The 22,966-nt window shown below is 66.2% G+C and carries 17 protein-coding genes and 1 tRNA gene; 10 read left to right on the top strand and 8 right to left on the bottom strand.

Annotation, left to right across the window (positions count from 1 at the left end):
* Positions 1–6 precede the first annotated feature (6 nt).
* From ACKTSM_RS02430 to ACKTSM_RS02415, 4 genes are all read left to right on the top strand, one after another.
* Complete coding sequence (locus tag ACKTSM_RS02430; RefSeq protein WP_407875554.1) at positions 7–882, top strand: hypothetical protein; 876 nt, start codon at positions 7–9, stop codon at positions 880–882.
* Positions 879–1,871, top strand: coding sequence for an LLM class flavin-dependent oxidoreductase (locus ACKTSM_RS02425; protein WP_407875553.1), 993 nt, complete (start codon positions 879–881; stop codon positions 1,869–1,871). The genes ACKTSM_RS02430 and ACKTSM_RS02425 overlap by 4 nt, the downstream gene beginning before the upstream one ends.
* Positions 1,872–2,011: 140 nt before the next feature.
* Positions 2,012–6,721, top strand: a complete 4,710-nt coding sequence (locus ACKTSM_RS02420) for an NAD-glutamate dehydrogenase (protein WP_407875552.1) — start codon at positions 2,012–2,014, stop codon at positions 6,719–6,721.
* A 78-nt stretch (positions 6,722–6,799) separates the two neighbouring features.
* Positions 6,800–8,050, top strand: a complete 1,251-nt coding sequence (locus tag ACKTSM_RS02415; protein ID WP_407875551.1) for an NAD(P)/FAD-dependent oxidoreductase — start codon at positions 6,800–6,802, stop codon at positions 8,048–8,050.
* Here ACKTSM_RS02415 and queG read toward each other — a convergent pair.
* Positions 8,034–9,107 carry a tRNA epoxyqueuosine(34) reductase QueG gene (gene queG, locus ACKTSM_RS02410; RefSeq protein ID WP_407875550.1) on the bottom strand — a complete coding sequence of 358 codons (1,074 nt, stop codon included), beginning with the start codon at positions 9,105–9,107 and terminating at the stop codon, positions 8,034–8,036. The two genes, ACKTSM_RS02415 and queG, sit on opposite strands and share 17 nt — an antisense overlap.
* 70 nt (positions 9,108–9,177) lie before the next feature.
* Here queG and ACKTSM_RS02405 point away from each other — a divergent pair, with 70 nt between their 5' ends.
* The 4 genes from ACKTSM_RS02405 (at position 9,178) to msrB (ending at position 13,465) form a co-directional block, all read left to right on the top strand.
* Positions 9,178–10,164, top strand: a complete 987-nt coding sequence (locus ACKTSM_RS02405) for an ABC transporter ATP-binding protein (RefSeq protein WP_407876399.1) — start codon at positions 9,178–9,180, stop codon at positions 10,162–10,164.
* Positions 10,165–10,169: 5 nt separating this feature from the next.
* Positions 10,170–11,429, top strand: a complete 1,260-nt coding sequence (locus ACKTSM_RS02400; RefSeq protein ID WP_407876398.1) for an ABC transporter permease — start codon at positions 10,170–10,172, stop codon at positions 11,427–11,429.
* A 110-nt stretch (positions 11,430–11,539) separates the two neighbouring features.
* On the top strand, positions 11,540–12,889 hold the full coding sequence (locus ACKTSM_RS02395; RefSeq protein ID WP_407875549.1) for a cytochrome P450: 1,350 nt from the start codon (positions 11,540–11,542) through the stop codon (positions 12,887–12,889).
* A 69-nt stretch (positions 12,890–12,958) separates the two neighbouring features.
* Entirely contained in the window at positions 12,959–13,465 is a 507-nt protein-coding gene (msrB, locus tag ACKTSM_RS02390) for a peptide-methionine (R)-S-oxide reductase MsrB (protein ID WP_407875548.1), read from the top strand.
* Here the strand turns inward: msrB and ACKTSM_RS02385 are convergent.
* The 5 genes from ACKTSM_RS02385 to ACKTSM_RS02365 all read right to left on the bottom strand — a co-directional run bounded on the left by ACKTSM_RS02385 (position 13,431) and on the right by ACKTSM_RS02365 (position 18,331).
* Positions 13,431–15,239, bottom strand: coding sequence for a hypothetical protein (locus ACKTSM_RS02385; protein WP_407875547.1), 1,809 nt, complete (start codon positions 15,237–15,239; stop codon positions 13,431–13,433). The two genes, msrB and ACKTSM_RS02385, sit on opposite strands and share 35 nt — an antisense overlap.
* Positions 15,240–15,243: 4 nt before the next feature.
* Positions 15,244–15,684: a GtrA family protein gene (locus ACKTSM_RS02380; RefSeq protein WP_407875546.1), complete on the bottom strand. Its 441-nt coding sequence runs from the start codon at positions 15,682–15,684 to the stop codon at positions 15,244–15,246.
* Positions 15,685–15,688: 4 nt separating this feature from the next.
* Entirely contained in the window at positions 15,689–17,296 is a 1,608-nt protein-coding gene (locus ACKTSM_RS02375; RefSeq protein ID WP_407875545.1) for an NAD(P)/FAD-dependent oxidoreductase, read from the bottom strand.
* Between the two features lie 138 nt (positions 17,297–17,434).
* Entirely contained in the window at positions 17,435–18,142 is a 708-nt protein-coding gene (locus ACKTSM_RS02370; RefSeq protein WP_407875544.1) for a PilZ domain-containing protein, read from the bottom strand.
* A gap of 104 nt (positions 18,143–18,246) precedes the next feature.
* Positions 18,247–18,331 (bottom strand) — tRNA-Leu (locus tag ACKTSM_RS02365).
* 146 nt (positions 18,332–18,477) lie between these two features.
* Between ACKTSM_RS02365 and ACKTSM_RS02360 the strand changes: the two genes are divergently transcribed.
* The gene (locus ACKTSM_RS02360; protein WP_407875543.1) at positions 18,478–20,151 is read left to right on the top strand and encodes a cation:proton antiporter; all 1,674 of its coding nucleotides are present in this window, start codon (positions 18,478–18,480) and stop codon (positions 20,149–20,151) included.
* An 18-nt stretch (positions 20,152–20,169) separates the two neighbouring features.
* Here ACKTSM_RS02360 and ACKTSM_RS02355 read toward each other — a convergent pair whose 3' ends face one another.
* The gene (locus tag ACKTSM_RS02355) at positions 20,170–20,451 is read right to left on the bottom strand and encodes an integration host factor subunit beta (protein WP_407875542.1); all 282 of its coding nucleotides are present in this window, start codon (positions 20,449–20,451) and stop codon (positions 20,170–20,172) included.
* Positions 20,452–20,656: 205 nt separating this feature from the next.
* Positions 20,657–20,995 (bottom strand): GntR family transcriptional regulator, encoded by a 339-nt coding sequence (locus tag ACKTSM_RS02350; RefSeq protein WP_407875541.1) that lies wholly within the window; start codon positions 20,993–20,995, stop codon positions 20,657–20,659.
* 202 nt (positions 20,996–21,197) lie between these two features.
* Here ACKTSM_RS02350 and ACKTSM_RS02345 point away from each other — a divergent pair, with 202 nt between their 5' ends.
* Positions 21,198–22,958 (top strand): peptide MFS transporter, encoded by a 1,761-nt coding sequence (locus ACKTSM_RS02345; protein WP_407875540.1) that lies wholly within the window; start codon positions 21,198–21,200, stop codon positions 22,956–22,958.
* Positions 22,959–22,966: the final 8 nt, after the last annotated feature.

Genomic DNA, 22,966 nt, shown 5'->3' with positions numbered 1-22,966 from the left:
CGCCCCTTGCTTTTCACCCAATCGCTGCTCGCCCTCGCGCTCCAGGTCGGCCCCAACCCTGCGGTCATCCCGCCCACCGACGCCCACCGCGAATTGCGCGAGCGCCCCCCGCGCGAACAGCACGAACAGGCCGCGCTCGACCCGGCGAGCGCGTGGCTCGCGCAATGCCTCGCCACGATCGAGGAGGACGCATCGCGCGCGCACACCCGGGCGCAGATCCGCCGCAACGAAAGCACCGGCGCCGACCGCGTCATCGCCAATCACTGCCTCGGCCTTGCCGCGGCGCGCTTGAGGTTGTGGGACGATGCCATGACCGCGTTCGAGGCCGCGCGCGACGAGACCCCGGCAAACGAACCACGCGCACGCGCCCGGTTCGCCATCATGGCCGGCAATGCCGCGCTCGGAGGCGGCGATGCCGTGCGCGCCGATCGCTTGCTCGCCAGCGCCGTCGCCGATGCCGAGACGGCCGCTTCGGCCACGCTGCACGCCATCGCCGCGACCGATCACGCCCGCGCACTTGTCGCGCTCGATCGCCCCGGTGAAGCGCTCGTCCGGCTCGAAACCGCGACCGCTCTTGCGCCCGAACGCGCCGAAGGCTGGCTGCTGCGCGCGACCTTGCTCAGGCGGCTCGACCGGCTGGGCGAGGCGCAGGGTGCGATCGAGACCGCCGGCCAACTTGCCCCGCTCGACCAGCGCGTCGGGCTCGAGGCGGGCATCATCGCGCTGTTCGACGGCCGCGAAGAGGCGGCGCGCGAAAGCTGGCAATCGGTGATCGCTCTCGATCCCGACACGCAGGCCGCCGCCACCGCGCGCGATTACCTTGCCCAGATCGGTGCGGATGAAGACACCGCAGCACCCGTATCCGCCGAACCCGCCTCGTGACCCGCTTCTCGGTCCTCGACCTCGTGCCTGTCCGCCAGGGCGAAGGCGTGGCCGAGGCGCTCGCGGCCGCAACCGTTCTTGCACAAAAGGCCGAGGAGGCGGGCTGCGATCGTTTCTGGGTTGCCGAACATCACGCGATGGAAGGGATCGCGGGCGGGGCGACATCGGTGGTGCTCGCGCATATCGGCAATGCCACCAGCCGCATCCGGATCGGTTCGGGCGGGATCATGCTTCCCAACCACACCCCGTTCCAGATTGCCGAGCAGTTCGGCACGCTCGACGCGCTGTTTCCCGGCCGCGTCGATCTCGGGCTGGGCCGCGCGCCGGGCGCCGGGCCGGAATTGCAGCGGGCGCTGCGCAAGAATCTCGGGCAGGCTTCCGAGCATTTCCCGCAGGACGTGATCGAGCTGCGCGCCCTGCTGACCGGCGATATCGACCTGCCGATCAGGGCAACCCCGGGCCATGGCGCCAATGTCGAGATATGGATGCTCGGCTCCAGCCTGTTCGGCGCGCAGCTCGCCGCCCGGCTTGGCCTACCCTACGCCTTTGCTGCCCATTTCGCTCCCGACCATCTCGACGATGCGCTCGCCCTGTATCGCCGCGAATTTACGCCGTCTCACGCGCTCGACCGGCCGCATGTCATGGTGGCGATGAACGTCTTCGCCGCCGATAGCGAAGCCGAGGCGCAGCTGATCGCGTCGAGCCAGCAGCAGAGCTTCGTCGCCTTGCGGACCGGCAATCCGGGCAAGCTGCCACCGCCCGTCGCAAACTATGCCGCGAGCCTTCCGCCCTCGTCGCGGGCCATGCTCGACCATCTCGCCCAGGCAGCGGCGGTCGGCACGCCCGACATGGTGGCCGAACGCATCGCCGCCTTTGTCGCGCGCACCGGCGCTGACGAGATCATGCTGTGCGGCGCGACCCATGATCCCGAAGCCCGGCTGCGCTCGCTCGATCTGGTGATGGATGCCTGCCGCGACCTGCCGGGCTGAAGCGCACGCGCCGTAGCGTTCAGTGCTTGCACCGCGGGTCCAAAAGCCTGTATTGCGGTAAGCACGATAAAAATAATCCGGCACAACAAAATTACCCCTCCCTGCCCGCCGGAAGCACAACGCCAGGAGCGAACGAGGCGATGAGCGCGAAGAAATCCGCAAGCAAGAGCAAGGGCTCCTCCAAAACGTCCGGAACGCTCAAGACGCTGCGCGCGAATCTCGAGGCGGCAATCCTGCCGGGCGATGTCCAGCTCAGCGCGGACGAGCTCGACGATGTCGCATCCTTCCTGCTCGATGCCGCGCACCAGCGCGATGCGAACCGCTCCTCGCTAGAATTCGCTTCCGAAACCGGCAAGAAGCGGCGGCTTCGCCTAGCCATCGTCAATGACGACATGCCGTTCCTCGTCGATTCGATCGCGGCGACAATCGGCGCGCAGCGGATCGCAATCGACCAGCTGATCCACCCGGTCGTGGCGATCAGCCGCAACGCCAAGGGCGAGCTGACCGGCCTTTCGAAGAAGGGCGGCAAGGGCGATGCCGAATCGCTCATCTATGTCGAGACCCCGCGCATCGACGCGCGCCACCGGCGCGAACTGATCGATGCGCTCACGGTGACACTGGGCGATGTCCGCGCCGCGGTCGCCGACTGGGGCGAAATGCGCAAGCGCATGACCGAAGACGCCAAGCGTATCGCGAAGAGCGACAGCGAAGGCGCGCAGCTGCTCGAATGGCTCAATGGCGGGATGCTCACCCAGCTTGGCCACGTCACCCGCACCCGCGAGGGCACACAGGACGATGCGCTCGGCATCTGCCGCAAGAGCGCCGGCGAAATCCTCGCCGATGCCTCGTTCGAACGCGCCTTCGCATGGTTCGATGCGATCGGCGGCGACGGCAAGGCGCGCGACCTGCTGGTGATCAAGGCCAACCGGCTGTCGAACGTGCACCGCCGGGTCCCGCTCGACTTGTTCATCGTTCCAGTCCGCGAAAAGGACAAGGTGGTGGCGCTCTCGGTTCACGCCGGGGTCTGGACCAGCGCCGCGCTCGCCGCACCTCCTGCCGAAGTGCCGGTCCTGCGCACCGCGCTGGCCGACATCACCGCCTCGCTCGGTTTCGATCCGGGCGGCCATGCCGGCAAGGCGCTCGTCCACGCCTTCACCACCCTGCCCCATGACCTGCTGACCGCGTTCTCGACCTCGGATATCGAGCGCCTCGCCACCGCGATGATGAGCCTCGTCGACCGCCCTCGTCCGCGCGTGGTGCTGGTCCAGTCGGCGCTCGAACGCCACGTCTTCGCCTTTGTCTGGCTGCCGCGCGATTACCTCTCGACCAGCGTGCGCCTGCAGATCCAGGACCTGCTCACCAAGACCACCGGGGTCGACCTGTTGAGCTGGAGCCTCGAGGTCGAAGGCAGCTCGCTCGCAATGCTGCAATTCCTGCTCGATTCGCGCGCGACCGGGGCAATGCCCGATGCCGAGAAGGTCGAAAGCGAGCTGATCGACCTGCTCAAGGGCTGGAACGAGGCGGTCGAGGCCCATCTCGCCGAAGCCGACGAAAGCGCGCGCGTTCCCGCGATCGCCACCCGCTATGCCGGTGCCTTCCCGGCCGGTTATCGCGCCCGCTACGGCGCCGCCGAAGCCGCGCGCGACATCATCGAGATGCGCAAGGTCGCGATCGGCGATGATCCAACCGCCCGCTCGTGCCGGCTTTACACGCTCGACCACGACCCGGTCAGCGACCTGAGGCTCAAGATCTATCACGCCAGCGGCCACATGCCGCTTTCCGACGCGGTGCCCGCGCTCGAGAATTTCGGTTTCCGCGTGCTCTCGCAGATGCCGACCATGCTCGATGACGGCAAGCTCGGCACGATCCACGAGTTTGCGCTCGACCTGCCCCCGGGCGTCGAGGTCGCGCCGCTGATCGAACGCGCCGAGGTGATCGAGGCAGCGATCGCCGAAGTGCTCAACGGCCATTCCGAGGACGACCCGTTCAACCGGCTGGTCGTGGGCGGCGGGATGAGCGCCCAGCAGGCCGTCTGGCTGCGCGCGATCTATCGCTATCTGCGCCAGACCGGCATGGGCTTCACCATCTACACCGTGGTCGATGCGTTGCGCCGCGCGCCGGTGGTGGCAGAGGCGATGGTCGACCTGTTCGTCGCCCGCCACGACCCCGATTTCGAAGGCGACCGCGAAGCCGCGATCGCTTCGGCCAAGACCGCGTTCGAGCGCGGGCTCGCCAAGGTCTCCGCGATCAATGACGATCGCCTGCTGCGGCTTTACCGCGCGGTGATCGATGCGATCCTGCGCACCAACGCCTTTGCCCCCGCGGCCGAGGAAGCGCTCGCCTTCAAGATCGATTCCGCGCTTGTGCCGGCCTTGCCAAAGCCTGTCCCATGGCGCGAAATCTTCGTCTATTCGCGCCGGGTCGAAGGCATCCACCTGCGTTCGGGCCCGGTCGCGCGCGGCGGGCTGCGCTGGTCCGACCGGCGCGACGACTTCCGCACCGAGATCCTCGGCCTGATGAAGGCGCAGAAGGTCAAGAACGCGGTGATCGTGCCGAGCGGTGCCAAGGGCGGTTTCTATCCCAAGCAATTGCCCCCGCCGCACATCGACCGCGACGCCTGGGCCGCCGAAGGCCAGGCGAGCTACGAGGTGTTCATCCGCACTCTGCTTTCGGTCACCGACAACATCGTCGATGGCAAGGTCGTCCATCCCGAAAAGGTCGTCATTCATGACGGCGAAGACCCCTATTTCGTGGTCGCCGCAGACAAGGGCACTGCGCGCTTTTCCGACGTTGCCAACGCGATTGCCGAGAGCGAGGATTTCTGGCTCGACGATGCCTTCGCCAGCGGCGGGTCGAACGGCTACGACCACAAGGCCATGGGCATCACCGCGCGTGGCGCATGGGTCTCGGTCCAGCGGCACTTTCTCGAAATGGGGATCGACGTCCAGACCGATTCGATCACCGTCGCCGGCTGCGGCGACATGTCGGGCGACGTGTTCGGCAATGGCATGCTCTTGTCGAAGGCGATCAAGCTGGTCGCCGCCTTCGATCACCGCCACATCTTCATCGATCCCGACCCCGATCCGGCTGCCAGCTGGAAGGAGCGCAAGCGCCTGTTCGAGCTGCCGCGTTCGAGCTGGGAGGATTACAATGCCGACCTCATCTCCAAGGGCGGCGGGGTCTTCTCGCGCGATCTGAAGCAGATCAAGCTGTCCAAGAAGGCGCGCGACCTGCTGGGGATCGAGGCGAAGGAGATCGACCCCGATTCGCTCATCAGCGCGATCCTCAAGGCCCCCACCGACCTGCTCTGGTTCGGCGGGATCGGCACCTATATCAAGGCAAGCCACGAGAACCATCTCGACGTCGGCGACCCGGCCAATGACCGGCTGCGGATCGATGCCCGCGAAGTCGGAGCGAAAGTGATCGGCGAAGGCGCCAATCTCGGCATCACCCAGGCCGGACGCATCGCCTATTCGCTGCGCGGCGGGCGGATCAACACCGATTTCATCGACAATTCGGCTGGCGTCGATTGCTCGGACAACGAGGTCAACATCAAGATCGCGCTCGCAGCCGCGGTCCGCGACGGCAAGCTCACCAAGTCTGCGCGCAACAAGCTGCTCGCCAGGATGACCGACGAAGTCGCCGAGATCGTGCTCGAGGACAACCGGCTGCAGGCGCTCGCCCTGTCGATCGCGGAAGCCGGCGGCGAGGATGCGGCGGCCTCCTATGTCCGCCTGATCGAGCAGCTCGAGGAAATGGGCGCGCTCGACCGCCAGACCGAAGGGCTTGCCGACAGCGAGAGCTATACCCGTCGCGCCGCCGACGGCCACGGGCTCACCCGGCCCGAACTGGCCGTGCTGCTGTCCTCGGCGAAACTCGCCTTGCAGGACGCGATCGAGGCCAGCCCGCTTCCCGACGACCCGATCCTGGAAACCGGGTTGATCGCGATGTTCCCTCAGCCCATGCGCAAGAAATTCGCAGAGGAAATCCGCGACCACCAATTGCGCCGCGAACTGATCGCGACCGACCTGTCCAACCGGATCGTCAACCGGCTGGGCCTCGTTCACGCCTTCGAACTTCCGGAAGAGGAAGGCGTCGGGCTCGCCGATGTCGCGGCCGCCTTCATCGTGGTCGACCGATTGTTCCACCTCGAGGCGCTGTGGCAGGACATCGATGCCAGCACCATGGCCGAGACCGCGCGCATCGTCATGCTCGAACGGCTCGCTGCGGCCGTCGGCAACCTGATGTCGGACGCGCTGCGCACCGCTTCGGGCCGTGTCGATGCCGGGGCAATGATCGAGAGATTGCGCGGCGGCGTTGTCGCCTTGTGCGAAGGCCGGGACGATCTGATCTCGGGCGAGAATGCCGAGCGTTCGCGCGCACTGCGTGAAGGCTTCATCGAACTGGGCGCTCCCGCCAAGCTTGCCGACCGGGTCGCCGACCTGTTCGATTTCGACGGGTCGATCGGGCTGGCGCACCTCGCGCTCAAGACCGATATCGACCCGATCGAGCTGACCCGCGCCTTTGGCGATATCGGCCAGCGGATCGGGCTCGACTGGGCGCAGGGCACGGCGGCGCATATGAGCCCGTCGGATATCTGGGAGCGCCTGCTGGTCGATGGCCTCGCGCGCGATTTCCAGCACATGCGGCTCGATTTCCTCCAGCGGCTGATGCGGCGCAAGCTCGGCAAGGACGACCCGCTCGCGGCGATCGCGCAATGGGCAGGCGAGAATGCCGCCGCGGTCGAGCAGTTCCGCGCGATGATCGCGCGCGCACAGGCGCGTCCTCCGGTCGCTCCCGCGGTGCTCGCGCAGATCGCCAGCCAGGCGCGCAACCTGCTCGAGCGCTGAACCGCTCACCCGATTTGACCCGGGCTGCTGACGCGCATTGCTTGACGCACGCCGCGTTTTGCGAAAACGGTTGCGCCCATGACTGGTGAGGGAACACAATCGAGCGCCGCGGACGTCGTGATCGTCGGCACCGGGCACGGCGCAGCGCAGGCGGCGATTGCCCTGCGCCAGCAGGGGCACGAGGACAGCATCGTCATGGTCGGGCGCGACAGCGCTCCGCCTTACGAGCGTCCGCCTCTTTCGAAGGAATATCTCGCCGGCGACAAGCCGTTCGAGCGGATCATGATCCGGCCCGAGAAGTTCTGGGCCGACAAGGATATCGAACTGCGGCTCGGAAGCGCGGTCACCGCGGTCGACCCCTCGGCCCACACGGTCAGCCTGAGCGATGGCAGCGCGATCTCCTATCGCAAGCTCATCTGGGCAGGCGGCGCCGATCCGCGAAGGCTGGGTGTCCCGGGAGCCAACCAGAAAGGCATCTATTACGTGCGCGACAAGCGCGATGCCGACGCGATGATGGCCGCGCTCGAGGCCGGGGCGAAGAGCGCCGCAATCATCGGTGCCGGCTATATCGGGCTCGAAGCGGCGGCGGTACTGCGCAAGCTCGGCTGCGCGGTCACCGTGATCGAGATGCAGGACCGCGTTCTTGCCCGCGTGGCTGGCGAGCAATTGTCGCGCTTTTACGAGGACGAGCACCGGCGCCAGGGTGTCGATGTCAGGCTGTCGGCCGGCGTTACGGAACTGCGCATCGAAGATGGCCGCGCGACCGGGGTGGTGCTCGAGAACGGAGAGGTCATCGCCAGCGACATGGTGGTGGTCGGGATCGGGATCGTTCCCGCTGTCGCCCCGCTGATCGCGGCAGGGGCGGCAGGCTCGAACGGGGTCGATGTCGACGAATATTGCCGCACCACGCTCGACGATATCTACGCGATCGGCGATTGCGCCGCGCACGCCAATCCCTATGCCGACCGGGCGGTGATCAGGCTGGAATCGGTCCAGAACGCGCACGACATGGCCAACACCGTCGCGCGCGCGATCATGGGCGACAAGCAGCCCTATCACGCGCTGCCCTGGTTCTGGTCGAACCAGTATGATCTCAAGCTCCAGACCGCGGGCCTCAATATCGGATATGACCAGACCGTGCTGCGCGGCGATCCCGAGGCGCGCAAGTTCACCGTGGTCTATCTGAAAGAAGGCCGCCCGATCGCCTTCGACTGCGTCAACGCGATGAAGGACTACGTCCAGGGCCGCAAACTGCTCGAAGCAGGGGTCGAGCGGATCGACCCGGCGCTGCTGGCGGACACGCAGGTGCCGCTCAAGGAGATGGTCTGACCTCGCCGCGCAGCCGGTCCAGCGCCCAGCGCGCCGCATCGGCGACCACCGGGTCGGGGTCGCGCGTCAGCGCCTCGACCGGAGCGACAAGCGCGCCTTTGCCGCTATTGCCGGCAGCATAGAGGCAATTGCGAAGGAAGCGGTCGCGCCCGATGCGCTTGATCGGCGATCCTGAAAACAGCTTGCGAAAGGCCGGATCATCGAGCGTCAGCAGCTCGGCCAGCCGCGGAGCGGTCAGCTCTGCGCGCGGGAGGAATTCGCTCGCCGCCTGCGCTTCGTGCGCGAACTTGTTCCACGGACACACCGCGAGACAATCGTCGCAGCCATAGATGCGATTGCCGAGCGCCGGGCGGAATTCCTCGGCGATCGGACCCTTGTGCTCGATGGTGAGGTAGGAAATGCAGCGCCGTGCATCGAGGGTGTAGGGCGCGGGGAAGGCATCGGTCGGGCAGGCATCGAGGCAAGCGCGGCACGATCCGCACTGGTCGCGGTGCGGGTCGGAGACGGGCAGGTCGAGCGTGGTGTAGATCGCGCCGAGAAACAGCCAGTTGCCAAAGTCGGAGCTCAGGAGATTGGTGTGCTTGCCCTGCCAGCCGATCCCCGCGGCCTCGCCCAGCGGCTTTTCCATCACCGGCGCGGTATCGACAAAGACCTTGACCTCGGCCCCCGGTTCGCGCGCCACCAGCCAGCGGGCGAGCGCTTTCAGCCGCTTCTTCACGACATCGTGATAGTCGCGCCCCTGGGCATAGACCGAGATCCGCGCGCGCTCGCCATGCCCCTCGAGAGCGAGAGGATCGCTTGCCGGCGCATAGCTCATGCCGAGCGCGATCACGCTCTTCGCCTCGGGCCACAACCCCTCGGGCGAGCGGCGATGGTGAAGGCGGGTCTCCATCCAATCCATCGAGCCGTGCCGCCCCTCGCCCAGCCATTGTTCGAGCCGTTCCGCGCGCACCGGGTCCTCGCGCGCGCTGGCAAAACCGCAAGCGGCAAAGCCGAGCGTGCGCGCCTCGTCGGCGATCGCTTGCGCGAGGTCAGGTCTTGCTGGCGCGTTAACCACGCTTGGAGGCGCTCCCGTTCAGTTTCGCGCGTTAACCAGCGCGCTTATGCACATGTCCATGAGCGACCATATGACGGCCAATCAGCGCAGCGTCCATCGCGGCGCGTCTGCCAGCAGCGATCGACCGCTGGCGATCGAGGCGCACGGCCTGGTCAAGAGCTTCGACGGGACGCGCGCGGTCAGCGGGGTCGATCTCGCGGTGCGCGAGGGCGCGATCTACGGCGTGCTCGGCCCCAATGGCGCGGGCAAGACCACCACCTTGCGGATGCTGCTCGGCATCATCGACCCCGATGAAGGCGTGCGCCGCGTGTTCGGGCACGATCGCCCGCACGATATCGGCCGCCTGATCGGATATCTGCCCGAAGAGCGCGGGCTTTACCCCGCGATGAAGGCGATCGAGGCGATTGCCTTCATGGGCGCCTTGCGCGGTTTGTCGCTGAAGGAAGGGCGCGAGCGCGGGCTGGAACTGCTCGAGCGGCACGATCTTGCGCATGCGGCCCAGCGCCAGATCCGCCAGCTGTCCAAGGGCATGGCGCAAACGGTGCAATTGCTCGGCACGCTGGTCCACCGCCCGCGCCTCGTCGTGCTCGACGAACCGTTTTCCGGGCTCGACGCGATCAACCAGGGCAAGCTCGAGGCGATGATCCGTAGCCTCGCCGAAGACGGGGTGACGGTGTTGTTCTCGACCCATGTCATCCACCATGCCGAGCGCTTGTGCGAAGGCGTGGCGATCATTGCCGGCGGCAAGGTTCCCTATGCCGGAAGCGTCGAGGCCGCGCGCGACCGGATCCCCGCTCAGGTCCGGCTCGAGACCCGCGCTCGCGAAGGCGGATGGACCGCCGCGCTTCCGCCCGACACCCGGCGCGAGGGCGATTTCTTCCATTTCCCCTTGCCTGAAAGCGGGGTCGAACCGCTGCTCAAGCAATTGATCGAAGGTGAGGCGGGGATCCTCTCGCTCAGCATCGAGCGGGCAGGGCTGCACGATGCCTTCGTCGCCATCGCGGGCGAGGCGGCGGCGCGCCAGCTCGAAGCCGATGCGGCAGGAGACCGGCCATGACCGATATGACCAGCCCGCGGCTCTCGCGGCTCGAAGCGGCCTGGGTCGTCGCCCGGCGCGATTTCGTCGCGGTGTTGTTCAGCCGCGCCTTTCTGTTTTTCCTGATCGGCCCGCTCTTCCCGGTGCTGGTCGGCGGGCTTGCGGGAAGCATTGGCGGGCAGGTCTCGCGCGATGCGGCGGCGATCGAGGTCGGGCTGGCGATGAGCGCATCCGACAACGAGGCGATGATCGCGGCCGCGCAAAGGCTCACGCCGCTGATGCGCGGCGCGGCTCCCGCGATGCGCGCCGTGCCCGAAGCGGCCGAGACCGCGAACTTCGATGCGCGCGCTTTCATGGAGCAACGCCGCGGCAATTACGCGGCGATCGTGACCGGGACGCTCGATGCACCCAAGGTGATCGGGACCGGCGGCCAGATCCGCCGCTGGCAAGGCGCGGTCGAACTCATCGCGGCCGAGGCCAGGGCCCCGACTCCGATCGCGGTTCCCGAAGTCACCGCCGAGGTGGTGGCCTCGAGCGCGGCATCGGACCGGGCCTCGCGGGTCAGGACCGCTCAGGCAGCACAGATGGTGATGTTCCTGCTCACCATGCTGCTTGCCGGGATGGTCCTGTCCAATCTCGCCGAGGAGAAGGGGAACAAGATCATCGAGATCCTCGCCGCCGCGATCCCGATGGACGCGGTGTTCATGGGCAAGCTGTTCGCGATGCTCGGCGTGTCCTTCGTCGGCATCGCGGTATGGGGCGCGCTGGGCTGGGGGTTCTGGTCGGTGGCGAGCGATGCCATCGTGACCGTGACCCGGACCGACTTTGCCAACTTGCCCGGCCCTGCGACGGGCTGGCCTGCCTTCCTGGCGCTGGCGATCGTCTATTTCGCCATGGCCTACCTGCTGCTCGGTTCGCTGTTCCTCACCATCGGCGCATTGGCGAACACCGTGCGCGAGGTGCAGACGCTCTCCATGCCGGTGACCATGCTGCAATTGATGGTCTTCTTCCTCGCCGCCGCGACGCTCACCGATGCGGGATCGGGGCTCGAATTGCTCGCGGTCGCCTTCCCGCTGTCATCGCCCTTTGCCATGCTAGCGCGCGCCGCGATCGAGCCGGAGCTGTGGGTGCACGCCGGTGCGCTCGCCTGGCAGGCGCTGTGGGTCGGCTTGCTGGTCAAGGGCGGCTCGGTCCTGTTCCGCAAGCGGGTCCTGAAATCGGGCGGTGCCGGGCGCACCAGGCGGCGCTGGCTGCGTCGGCGCAAGGCGGCTGGCGGGGCGCTCTAATAGGTAGTCATTCGCAACCCTCATTGACATGACTGTCAGTTAGGGCAGGATAGTGCGCGGAGGCGAGGCAGGCATCGACACAGCGAACGCCCCTCGTCGAGGAGAGAACGATGGCGAGTGCAGCAACCGACCAGGCCCCCAAGCGACCAGAGGTGCGCACCTCCCCCACCGCCTACGAGGCGCTCAAGAAGCATTTCGAACAGCATCCCGAGGAACGGCTGAACCACACGCACAAATGGGACGTCAGCCGGTCGGACATCTATTACGAGGACCGCTGGCAGCCGATCTTCAAGGAGATGCAGGACGCCGGCCCGCTGCACTACATCCCCGAAGGCCCCTATGGCCCCTATTGGGCGGTGGTCGGGCACAAGGCAATCCAGCACATCGAGGCGCTGCCCGAGACCTTCTCGTCGAGCTGGGAGCATGGCGGGATCACCATTCTCGAACGGCTTTCCGAAGAAGAGATCGCCGCGCGCGGGGCCGACCGGCGCGAATTGCCGATGTTCATCGCGATGGACCGCCCCGAACATACCGGCCAGCGCCGCACCGTCGCGCCCAAGTTCACGCCATCGGCCATGGGCGACATGGAAACCGAGATCCGCGCAAGGACCGGCGAATTGCTCGATTCGCTCCCGCGCGGCGAGGTGTTCGACTGGGTCGACAATGTCTCGATCGAGCTAACCACCGGAATGCTCGCGATCCTATTCGGTTTTCCCTGGGAAGACCGCCGCCTGCTGACATTCTGGTCGGACTGGTCGGGCGATACCGAGCTTGCCAGCATCCGCGATCTCGACGAGATGCGCTGGGGCTTCCTCCACGAAATGGCGGCCTATTTCCAGTCGCTGTGGATCGAGCGCACCCATGAAAAGGAACCGGGCGACGATCTCATCTCGATGATGATCCACTCGCCCGCGATGAACCAGATGCGCCCGGAGGAATTCATGGGCAATCTGATCCTCTTGATCGTCGGCGGCAACGACACCACGCGCAACACGATGAGCGGGATCGTCCATTCGCTCGACGCCTTCCCCGACCAGCGCAAGCTGTTCGAGGAAAACCCCGATCTCATTCCCAATGCGGTGCAGGAATGCCTGCGGTTCCAGACCCCGCTCGCCCATATGCGCCGCACCTGCACCGAGGACACCGAGGTGTTCGGCGAGACCATCAGGAAGGGCGACAAGGTGGTGCTGTGGTATCTCGGCGCCAATCGCGACGAGAGCGTGTTCGAAGACCCGCACAAGCTCGACATCACCCGCGACAATGCCCGCCGCCACATCGCCTTTGGCTACGGCATCCACCGCTGTGTCGGCGCGCGGCTGGCCGAGCTGCAATTGCGCGTCCTGCTCGAAGAGATGCACAAGCGCCGGATGCGGGTGCATGTCGTCGGAGATGTCGAGCGTGTGCGCGCCAATTTCGTCCATGGCTTCCGCAAGCTCGAGGTCGAGATCACCGAGTTCTAGATGAAACCTTTGGCGCGCACGGCTCGTATCTAGGAAAGAAGACCCGAGCCGCCGCCAAGGAGCCGACGCATGGCTGACAACCTTACGACCCGCCGAACCCTTGTCGCTACAGGCGCGCTGATCGCCGCCATGCCATTTCTGGCGAGCTGCGGCGGCGGTGTGGTCGAGGCGCGCAAGAAGCGCGAATTTCGCGTCAGAAAGACCGAGGCCGAATGGCGCGGGCAGCTCTCGCGGGGCGAATACCGTATCCTGCGCGAGGCAGGAACCGAACGGGCCTATTCCTCGCCGCTCAATGACGAGAAACGCGCCGGCACCTTCGTGTGCGCGGGCTGCGGCAACAGGCTTTATTCCTCGACCTACAAATATGACAGCGGCACTGGCTGGCCGAGCTTCTGGCAGCCGGTCGATCGCGGCGCCGTCGGCACCTCGGTCGATTACAAGATCGGGGTCCCGCGCACCGAAGTGCATTGCGCCGATTGCGGCGGACATCTGGGCCATATTTTCGCAGATGGCCCCCGCCCGACGGGCGAGAGGCATTGTATCAACGGGCTGGCGCTCGATTTCGTCCCGGCCTGATCCGCCAGATCTCGAGGCCGCCGGTCTCGCCTCCACCAACCGGATCGAACCAGTCGGGCGCATCGCCCCTTGCCAGCTTCGCGATGAAGCCATCGGGCGCATGGTGCGCATAGAGCCGCGCTTCGCCGAGCGAGGGGCATAGCGCGACATAGCGGGTTCCGCGATCGAAGAGGGTCGCGCGCGCTTCCGCCTCGCCGGCCATGGCGGTCTCGATCAGCACTTTCATCGCCGCGTGGCCGCGGTGGTGGCCGGTGGCGATGACGGTGTGATCGCTTGCAAGCAGGATGTCGGGCGCGATGTCGAGCGGGGCGTAGAACTCGCCCTCCGGCAAAGCGGCGAGGACCTCGCGGGCATCCTGCACGCGGCAATCGCTCGCTCTTACCGGCGCATCGCCCGCTCCGCCGAGCGAGGCGCGCGCGGGCATGGCGAGCGTGAGGAGCATTGCCGGAAAGGCGGGAAGCAGCGCGCAGCACAGGCCGAGCATGGCTGCCATGCGCGGTGCGGGCCTGCGCATCTTGCGGATCGCGCGCAGCCATTCGCGCAATTGCCAGGCGAGAGGGGGCGCGGCGAGGGCAGCCGCCACCGCTCCGGCGCGCGACACGAACACCGCGACCAGCAGCGCCCCGCCGAGGATCAGCGCATAATCGGCCCAGAACCGGCGCAGCCAGTCGCGCGAACGGCTGGCGAGATTGAGGGCGGAGACGAAGGCGATGACCGGGGTCACCGCATATTGCAGCGCGGCGCTCAGCGATTGCCGCCAGATCGGCATGCCTTCGAGGACATTGGCGTGCCAGTAGCGCGCCACCAGTGGGTCGAGCGCGGAAAAGCCGCCCCCGCTCGCGCATTGCGGCGCGGCGGCAAAAAGGATCGCCAGCGCTCCGCCCCCGGCAATGACGAAACCGCCAAGGATCAGTCCGCGCGGTGCCGGCTCGATCCGCGCCAGCGCGGTCAGCACCAATGCGCCAAATCCGAACATGGCGAGGTGAACCGGCCCGATCGCATCGCAATGGGCGGCGAGATCGCCGATGCCGCGGGTCAGCAGGAACAGCGCCGCCGACAGCAGCGCGAAGGACTGGATCGCGCTCAGCAGCATTGCCCGCTCGTCGCGGCGCTTGAGCCAGCGCAGCGCGAGCACGGCGAAGATGATCGCCGCAAGCGGCAGCCCCTCGATCGAAATTGACAGCCAGGCCGCGAGGCAGGCGCCGATCGCGATCCCGCCCTTCCGCGGCGAGCGCGCCATGAGGCCGTTCATCGCGCCAAGCGCGCACACGATCTGCCATCCATGGTGGTCGATCCGCATGGGGCCGAGCTGGAACAGGACCGGCACCGAGAGCGCGACCACCAGGCAGGTCAGGGTCGCTTCCTCGTCGCCGAGCAGGCGCCAGGCGATCCGCGCGGCAAGCAGCATGGCGATGCCCAGCGTGACGAGTGGCACCGCGACCAGCGCGACGCTTTCGGCAACGGATGTGCCCAGCACCGGGGAAAGAGAGAGGATCACCAGCGCCAGTGGCACATCGACCAGCCGCGACCAGTGCATCGCCACCCCGCCCCCGGGTGCATCGACGCGGTGCTGGGTGAGGTCGAACCAGCCCTGCCCGCCGATGAGGTCGCGCACCTGAACCAGCCGCATCATGTCATCGGGATCGGGAAAGCTCCGGCTGGCGATAGCGCTCCAGTTGATCAGCACGAGCAGCGCGCTCACCACCAGCCAGGCAATCCCGACGCGCGCCACGAATTCGAGCGGAAAGGCCGAGCGGCGGCGTTCGGTCAGCATCGCCTCAGCCCCCTTTGCCTGGCTGTGGGTCGGTGCGAAAGACGATCCGGCTGCGGATCAGCCAGGTGACGAGAAAACTGACCGCGATCGCGGCGATCTTGGCCAGCCGCGGGTCAATCCCGCCGCGCGCTCCCAGGCCGACGATCGCGGTGGTGAGCGCAAGACCGGCGAGAGCGGAAATGACGAACAGCGCCTTTTGCCGGGTGCGCGCGATTCCGCCCGCCGCGACATCGCCGACGAACACCGCGCGGCTCGACATCAGCCAGTGGGCAAGGATGCCGAGCGAATAGCCGACGAAAGAAGCCGGTGCCGCCGTGACGCCAAGGGCGAGCAGCGCCAGAAAGCTGCCGACATCGACCGCCAGCGCGCCGACGCTTGCCAGCACGTAGCGCACGAAGCGAATGTCGCGCAGCTTGGCAAGGATCGAGGCGGCCGCAGCGTGCATCGGGTCAGGCGCGCTTGCGCTCGGGCTCGGACGGTGGCGCGATCCGTTCGGGCACGCCGCGCAGGCTGGTGAGGGCTGCGACCTGGTCATCGTCGAGCGGGCGGGTCTGGCTGCCAGCCTCGCGCGCCGCGATGACGCGCTCTTCGCCTTCGTCGCCCTCCTCGTGATATTCGGCGTCCTCGTTGACGCACCAGGTGTCGTAGATGCGCGTGCCGGCAAGGATGTTCTCGACCGTCAGCATCGCGGTCATCATCGCGTGGTCCTGGTTGTTGTAACGGTGCATGCCGTTGCGCCCGACAAGGTGCAGGGTGGGATGATCGCGTTCGAGTTCGGCGCGCATTTCGGCGACATTGGCCTCGTAGGTGTCGTCATAGACCGGATAGGCCTTTTCCTGCCGCACCACCGCGCCGCTCACGACCTTTGACGGATCGCACAGGCCGAGCACTTCCATCTCGCGCGTCGCCTGCGCCACCAGTTCCTCGTCGGACGAGGTCCACAAGCCGTCGCCTTCGAAGCAGAAATATTCGAGACCGACGCAGGCCATGTCCTCGTGCGGAACCATTTCGGGCGACCACGAGCGGAAGTTCTGCACCCGGCCGACCTGGACGCGGTCGTCGTGGATATAGATCCAGTTGTCGGGGAACAGGTCCTCGCTCTTCACCATTAGCGCGACGGTGAGAAAGTCGCGATATTTGAGCCCGTCGGCTGCGAGCGCGCTTTGCGGCAGCGGGTGGATGCGCCTCGAAAGCTCGCGCATCGGTGCCGAACTGATCACGTCCTTCGCGCGGATCTGCGCGGTGCCGCCCGGCCCGCTCGCGGTTATCGACCAGCTCTTGCCATCGTCCGAAAGCCGTTCGAGCGCGTGGCCCATCAGCACCTCACCCTTGCCGCTGGCGATGATCTTGTCGCGCGCGGCGTCCCACATCATTCCCGGGCCAAGGCGCGGATAGCGGAAGGTCTCGAGCAGGGTCTTCACCTCCTGCCCGTCATTGGGTTTCCTGTTAAGTCCGAGCGAGCGCTTCAATCCGTCGGTCACCGCGTTCCACAGCGATAGCCCCTTGATCCGCTGCGCCGCCCAGTCCGCGCTCATCTCGTCGCAGGGCATCCCCCACACCTTCTCGGTATAGGTCTTGAAGAAGATCGAGTAGAGCTTCTTGCCGAACTGGTTGGTGGTCCAGTCCTCGAAGCTCTTCACGTCCTTGATCGGGAACAGCTTGTAGCGCAGATAGCTCATCATGCAGGCGGTCGAGCGCAGCAGGCCGAGATTGCCGAGCGCCTCGAAGGCGCGCAGCGGGTAGGAATAGAATTTGCCCTCGTAATAGATGCGGCTCATTCGCGGGCGCTGGATGAAATCGTCGGGCAGGATCTCGTTCCACAGGTCAACGACCTGCTGGCTCTTCGAGAAGAATCGGTGCCCGCCAATGTCGAAACGATAGCCCTCGTGCTCGACCGTGCGGCTGATGCCGCCGACATAGGTGTCGTCCTTCTCGATGATGCACACGCTCTTGCCTTGCCTGGTCAGCAGGTAGCCGGCGGTCAGGCCCGCAGGCCCCGCGCCGATGATAGCGACGTCACAATCGATAATTCCGGCATCAGCACTGTGCTGGGTCATTCAGGCCCCCGTTTGATCGCCCGCCCGCATCAAGCCGCGGGCAGTTCACAACCGGGAGTGAAGGAAATTGGTTAGCGAGGGGTAAATGCGAGGCACTCAAATTCGCTTTTTGCTGAGCAAGGCCACCCGTATTCGCCCCTAGTCGAGCAATCCGGGGCATTGCAGGCTGGCGACAAGCCGCGCGAAATCGCCCAGCGCGAGAGTGTCGTCGAACACCACGCCATACTGGTTCTCGCGCCGCCAGCGGACCTTGGCCCTGATCGGGGTCAACGCTTCGCCGCCATCGACGCCCTCGATGCGCAGCGACTGGTCGATCGCGTAGCGTTCCTCGCATTCGAACCGCGCGCCCTGCTGTGACAGGTTCTCGATCACGCCCTCGCGCATGCCGCCAACGGTGGTGATGCGGATCGGGAAGAACACGCCGAGCCGCATCCCGCGCTTGGGAAATGCGTCGGCTTCCCCGATGATCGCGCCTATATCGACCTTCGAGGCGAATTCGAACCCGGCTTCCTTGTCCTTGGTCCAGACGGTCTTGAGCGGATAGACGCCGCGACCGGGCATGTGCAGCTCGATCGGGTCGCCATGCGGCAGGCGGTGAAACATGCGCACGCTCACCCCGGTTTCGGAGACATCGCGCAGCACGCAGACGAACTCGCCTTGCGAGGTGACAAGCTTGGCGGCGCGGATCAGCAGGGCGAAGCGTTCTGCACCGCGTGCCTCGGCGCGCTGCCCCCCTTGCGGATTTTCGCTGTCGGATGCGCCCACATCGTCTTCCGGGCGCACGGCATCGCTGCCGAGACCGTCGGTCTCGTGGTCATGCCGCCCGAAATGCGCCGGTTGATCCATCGTCTCATCGCCTCGTCGCGCGGCGGCCGGTCGCCGGTCGCACCGGCCTTGCCACGCTTTCTCAGGCGTTCCGCCCTAGGCGATAAGGGTTAATGTGCCGATAATGGTGCGGGCGGTGGGACTCGAACCCACACGATCAAGGATCAGGGGATTTTAAGTCCCCGGCGTCTACCATTCCGCCACGCCCGCACGGGCCCGGCGGCGATAGACGAAAGCGGCGAAGCGGGGCAATGGCCAAGCGTGCGCCTGGCTGGCCGCTGGTGCTGCGCCCCTTGCAGCATTGCGCGCTTTGGCCCATCTCGCCTGTTTGCATCGACGCTCGACAAGGGACCCGCATGGCAGGCGAAAGCGCGCAAATCGTCGAAACGATCCAGCCGGCGATCACCCTGCTGGGCCTGGGCATCGGCGCCGCGCTGGTCGCGCGGGCATGCCGGCTCAACCCGATCGTCGGCTATATCGGCCTCGGCGTGGTGATCGCGATGCTCGGCTATGCCGACAATTTCTCCGGCCCGATCGTCGCGACGCTTGCCGAAGCGGGGATCATGTTCCTGCTGTTCAATCTCGGGCTCCATTTCTCGCTCGGGCGGATCAGGGCGGAATCGGCCAATATCTTCGGCTTCGGCAGCATCCAGATGCTGGTGGCAGGCGGTGGCTTTGCGGCGCTGTTCTGGATGCTCGGCCTTCCCACCCAGTTCGCGGTGATCGGCGGCTTTGCCATGGGCCTGTCCTCGACCGCGGTGGTGATCGGCCTGGTGCGCGAACGCGAACAGGAAGACTGCCCGGTCGGGCGCGCGGCGCAATCGATCCTGATCTTCCAGGATATCGCGGCGATCGTCCTCCTCGTCTCGGCGAGCGCGCTGGGGAGAGAGGGCGCGTTGCTCCCGGCATTGCTCGATGCCGGCTGGAAGGCGTTCGCCGCGTTTCTCGTCGCGGTGCTGTTCGCGCGTTACCTGACCGAACCGCTGTTCCGCCTGATCGCGCGCGCGGGCAATGCCGAGGTCTATACCGCCACCGCGCTGTTCATTGCGCTTGCCGCGGGCTGGGCCACCGGCTTGGCCGGATTGTCGCTCTCGCTCGGCGCGTTCCTGGGCGGAATGGCGGTCGCGGATTCGCGTTACCGGATGATGGTCCAGACCGAGATCGAGGCGTTTCGCGGCCTGTTCCTGAGCTTCTTCTTCATCTCGGTCGGGCTGTCGATCGATCCTGCGATCCTCGCTGACAACTGGATCACCGTGCTGGCGGCATCGCTCGCTCTGATCGCGCTGAAATGCACTTTTAACGTGCTCGCCGCGCTGGCGAACCAGTGGTCGGTTCCCGGCTCGCTCCAGCTCGGCTTCCTGCTCGGCCAGGGCAGCGAGTTCGCACTGGTATTGTTCGCCATGCCGTTGGTCGCGGGCCTCGTCGATGCAGAGCCGCTCTCGATCCTCGTCTCGGCGATCGCGGTCTCGATGGCCGCGACCCCGCTGGTCTCGAATATCGGGCGCAAGTTCGCGGGCAAGCTGCGCCGCGGCGAGCCCGACCAGAAACTGGCAGGCGACGATGCGCCGGTGGTGATTGTCGGCATGGGACCGGCGGGCCGGGCGCTTGCCGATGCGCTCGAGCACAACGGGATCGATTATATCGCGGTCGAGGCCGATCACGACCAGTTCGAGGAAGCCTATGCCGATGGCTACGGCGTGCACCACGCGCTTGCCGCCGACCCGCGCAGCTGGGATTCGCTGAGCATGAGAAACCGCGAGATCGTGGTGGTGGCGACCGGCGACCTCAACCTCACGCGCGAATTGCGCCCGCTGGTCGAGGAACGGCTGCCCGACGTGACGACGATCCTCGCGATCCCCACCGAGGAGGACCAAGGCGAGTTCGAGGCGCTGGGAGTGCGCGCCATCGTCACCGGAGGCGACCACGGGGCCGAAAAGCTGATCGAGACCGTGTTCGAGGAGCTCGGCAGCGAGCGCGCGATCCCGCTTCCGGGACGCGCTGCCCGGCTCGGCGCGCTCGAGCCCGCCTGACGCAGCGCGTTCGAAGCCTCAGCCGTCGTTGAGACGCTGGCGGATTTCCTTGCCGGCCTTGAAATAAGGCACGCGCTTGGCCGGGACGTTCACCGCTTCGCCGGTCCGCGGATTGCGGCCGATGCGCGCTTCGCGCTCGCGCGTCGAGAACGCGCCGAAACCGCGCAATTCGACCCGTCCGCCTTCAGCGAGGCGCTGGGCGATCTCGTCGAAGAAGATGTCGACCACCTGTTCGATCTCTTCCGCGCGCAGATCGGGATTGTCCTTGTGGAGCTCGTGCAGCAGCTCGGATCGTATCATTCTTGCCCTCCCGACATCGCGCGGCCCCTGATCCGGCGCGATGCCCAAACAACGGACCTCTTGTCCGCCGCGATCCCGTGAGCCTGGACCCGTCAGGCCGTGTCGAGTCCCTAAAGTGGCAGAAACCGGGCATTCCCGCAAGGACAACGCGCAAATCTCACACGGGCGTCCGGCGCCGCTTACCAATAGGCAAAGCGCAGGCGTCTCAGCCGCTTACGAGCAGGTCGGCCGGATCGAGCCCGAGCCGCTTCATCCGCGCACGGATTTCGGGCCATTCCTCGCGCAGGAACGCTTCGCGCTCGGACTTGAGCAAGGCCTCGGCGGCCCCTTCGACGACATACATCCCGACCCCGCGCTGGACCTCGACCAGGCCATCGTTCTGGAACTGCTGATAGGCCTTGGCGACCGTGAGCGGATTTGCCCCGCGCTCTGCTGCGAGCGCGCGAACCGAGGGCAGCATCGCGCCTTCGGGATATTCGCCTTCGATGATCGCGGCGGCGATCTGGTCGCGCAGTTTGAGATAGACGGGTCGGGATTGGGTCATGGCATGTCTCGCAAGGTGCTTCAGTGCCATAATACACTCACGCGCGTCAAGTTCCCGGCCCGGGTGCCGGACCGAACCTCCGCCCACTGGTTACGCCTGAAACAAAGGCTTCACACGCGCGAGAACGGCGCTAGGGTGCGCCGCATCAGGGACGCGCCGTCACCATTGCACGGCCGCGCGACAAGAGGGATTATTTACGAACATGGCGACTCAGGCTTTGCCGGATGGCGATAGCGCGGGCACGATCATGGGGCACCCCAAGGGGCTCTTCGTGCTGTTCTTTGCGGAAATGTGGGAGCGTTTTTCCTATTACGGGATGCGCGCGCTGCTCATTTTCTACCTTACCAAGCACTGGCTGTTCTCGGACAGCGAATCGGGCATCATCTACGGCGCCTATACCGCGCTGGTCTACATCACCCCGGTGATCGGCGGCTATCTTGCCGACCGCTATATCGGGCAGAGAAAGGCGGTGCTCTTCGGAGCGGTGCTGCTGACACTGGGTCACTTCTTCATGGCCTTCGAGGGTGAACCGGCGGTTGGCAATGTCGACAATCCGGTGATCTACATCTTCTGGCTGGCGCTCGCCCTGATCATCGTGGGCTCGGGCTTCCTCAAGGCGAACATCTCGGTGATCGTCGGCCAGCTCTATCCGCGCACCGACGTGCGCCGCGACGGTGCCTACACGATCTTCTACATGGGGATTAACCTTGGCGCCGCGATCGGCTCGCTGATGTGCGGCTATATCGGCGAAACCTATGGCTGGGCCTATGGCTTTGGTCTTGCAGGGATCGGGATGCTCGCAGGGCTTATCGTGTTCATCTGGGGCAAGCCGCTCCTCCTGGGCCGCGGCGAACCACCCAAGGCCATCGCCAAGGCCAAGGAATTCGGCATCTACGGCGTGGGTATTGCGCTCGTTGCCCTGTGCTGGATCGCGATCCAGTATCAGGATGCGGTCGGCGTGTTCCTCGGCACCTTTGGTGCAGCGCTTGTCTGCTACGTGCTTTCGATCGCGACCTTCCAGCTGCCCTATGGCAGCTACGAGGCCTCGCCCAAGCCTGCGCTCTACAGCTTCGGCGCGCTGAGCGCCCTGCTGGTGGTGTCGATGTATTTCGTCTCTAGCGGCAACCAGGACTGGCTGCTTCCGGCGACGATCGGCTTTGGCGGCGTGCTCTCCGTGATGATCCTCCAGATGATCGCGCGCACCGACCATGACCGCGACCGAATCGTGGCGGCGATGTTCCTCATCACCGTCTCGATCATCTTCTGGGCATTGTTCGAACAGGCCGGCTCCAGCCTCAACCTGTTCACCGACCGCCACGTTGATCGCGGCGGGGTCCCGGCCTCGACCTTCCAGTCGATCAACGCGATCTACATCATCCTGCTGGCGCCGGTCTTCGCGACGCTGTGGACGGTGCTGGGCCGCAAGGGGATCGAGCCTTCGACCCCGATGAAGTTCGGTCTGGGCGTGATCCAGGTCGGTCTCGGCTTCCTCGTCCTGGTCTGGGGCGCGCAGAGCGTCGGGATCGACGTGCCGACGCCGGTGATCTTCATCTTCCTGATCTACCTGCTGCACACGACCGGCGAGCTGTGCCTGTCGCCGGTAGGCCTGTCGGCGATGAACCGGCTGGCTCCGGCGCAGATCGCATCGCTGATCATGGGCACCTGGTTCTTCGCCTCGGCCACCGGCAACTTTGCCGCCGGCCTGATCGCGGCGGCCACCGGTGCCGAAGGCGTGGGCGATGCCTCGGGCAAGACCGTGGTGCTCGACGTCTATTCGACCGTCGGCTGGACCGCGGTAGGGATCGGCGTCGCGGTGATGGTCGTCAGCCCCTTCATCAAGCGGCTGATGCACCTCGAAACGCTCACCGACAGCAATGTCGGCGACGATCTCGAAGGCCAGAGCGAAGCCGGCCTCGAAGCGCAGGAAGGCGGGATGCACCCGACCACGCGTCCGCACGGCTAAGAGCGGAC

It is taken from the genome of Qipengyuania nanhaisediminis, from assembly GCF_045862805.1.
Taxonomy (GTDB): Bacteria; Pseudomonadota; Alphaproteobacteria; order Sphingomonadales; family Sphingomonadaceae; genus Erythrobacter; species Erythrobacter nanhaisediminis_A.
Note: the sequence above shows the minus strand (reverse complement) of the source record. Positions and strands in the feature narration are given on the sequence as shown.

What these genes read in the sequence shown, in the direction of transcription:
- ACKTSM_RS02420 (WP_407875552.1), top strand. Translation starts at nt 2,012, where the DNA reads ATGAGCGCGAAGAAATCCGCAAGCAAGAGCAAGGGCTCCTCCAAAACG.
- ACKTSM_RS02415 (WP_407875551.1), top strand. Translation starts at nt 6,800, where the DNA reads ATGACTGGTGAGGGAACACAATCGAGCGCCGCGGACGTCGTGATCGTC.
- ACKTSM_RS02405 (WP_407876399.1), top strand. Translation starts at nt 9,178, where the DNA reads ATGACGGCCAATCAGCGCAGCGTCCATCGCGGCGCGTCTGCCAGCAGC.
- ACKTSM_RS02400 (WP_407876398.1), top strand. Translation starts at nt 10,170, where the DNA reads ATGACCAGCCCGCGGCTCTCGCGGCTCGAAGCGGCCTGGGTCGTCGCC.
- ACKTSM_RS02395 (WP_407875549.1), top strand. Translation starts at nt 11,540, where the DNA reads ATGGCGAGTGCAGCAACCGACCAGGCCCCCAAGCGACCAGAGGTGCGC.
- msrB (WP_407875548.1), top strand. Translation starts at nt 12,959, where the DNA reads ATGGCTGACAACCTTACGACCCGCCGAACCCTTGTCGCTACAGGCGCG.
- ACKTSM_RS02385 (WP_407875547.1), bottom strand. Translation starts at nt 15,239, where the DNA reads ATGCTGACCGAACGCCGCCGCTCGGCCTTTCCGCTCGAATTCGTGGCG.
- ACKTSM_RS02380 (WP_407875546.1), bottom strand. Translation starts at nt 15,684, where the DNA reads ATGCACGCTGCGGCCGCCTCGATCCTTGCCAAGCTGCGCGACATTCGC.
- ACKTSM_RS02375 (WP_407875545.1), bottom strand. Translation starts at nt 17,296, where the DNA reads ATGACCCAGCACAGTGCTGATGCCGGAATTATCGATTGTGACGTCGCT.
- ACKTSM_RS02370 (WP_407875544.1), bottom strand. Translation starts at nt 18,142, where the DNA reads ATGGATCAACCGGCGCATTTCGGGCGGCATGACCACGAGACCGACGGT.
- ACKTSM_RS02360 (WP_407875543.1), top strand. Translation starts at nt 18,478, where the DNA reads ATGGCAGGCGAAAGCGCGCAAATCGTCGAAACGATCCAGCCGGCGATC.
- ACKTSM_RS02355 (WP_407875542.1), bottom strand. Translation starts at nt 20,451, where the DNA reads ATGATACGATCCGAGCTGCTGCACGAGCTCCACAAGGACAATCCCGAT.
- ACKTSM_RS02350 (WP_407875541.1), bottom strand. Translation starts at nt 20,995, where the DNA reads ATGACCCAATCCCGACCCGTCTATCTCAAACTGCGCGACCAGATCGCC.
- ACKTSM_RS02345 (WP_407875540.1), top strand. Translation starts at nt 21,198, where the DNA reads ATGGCGACTCAGGCTTTGCCGGATGGCGATAGCGCGGGCACGATCATG.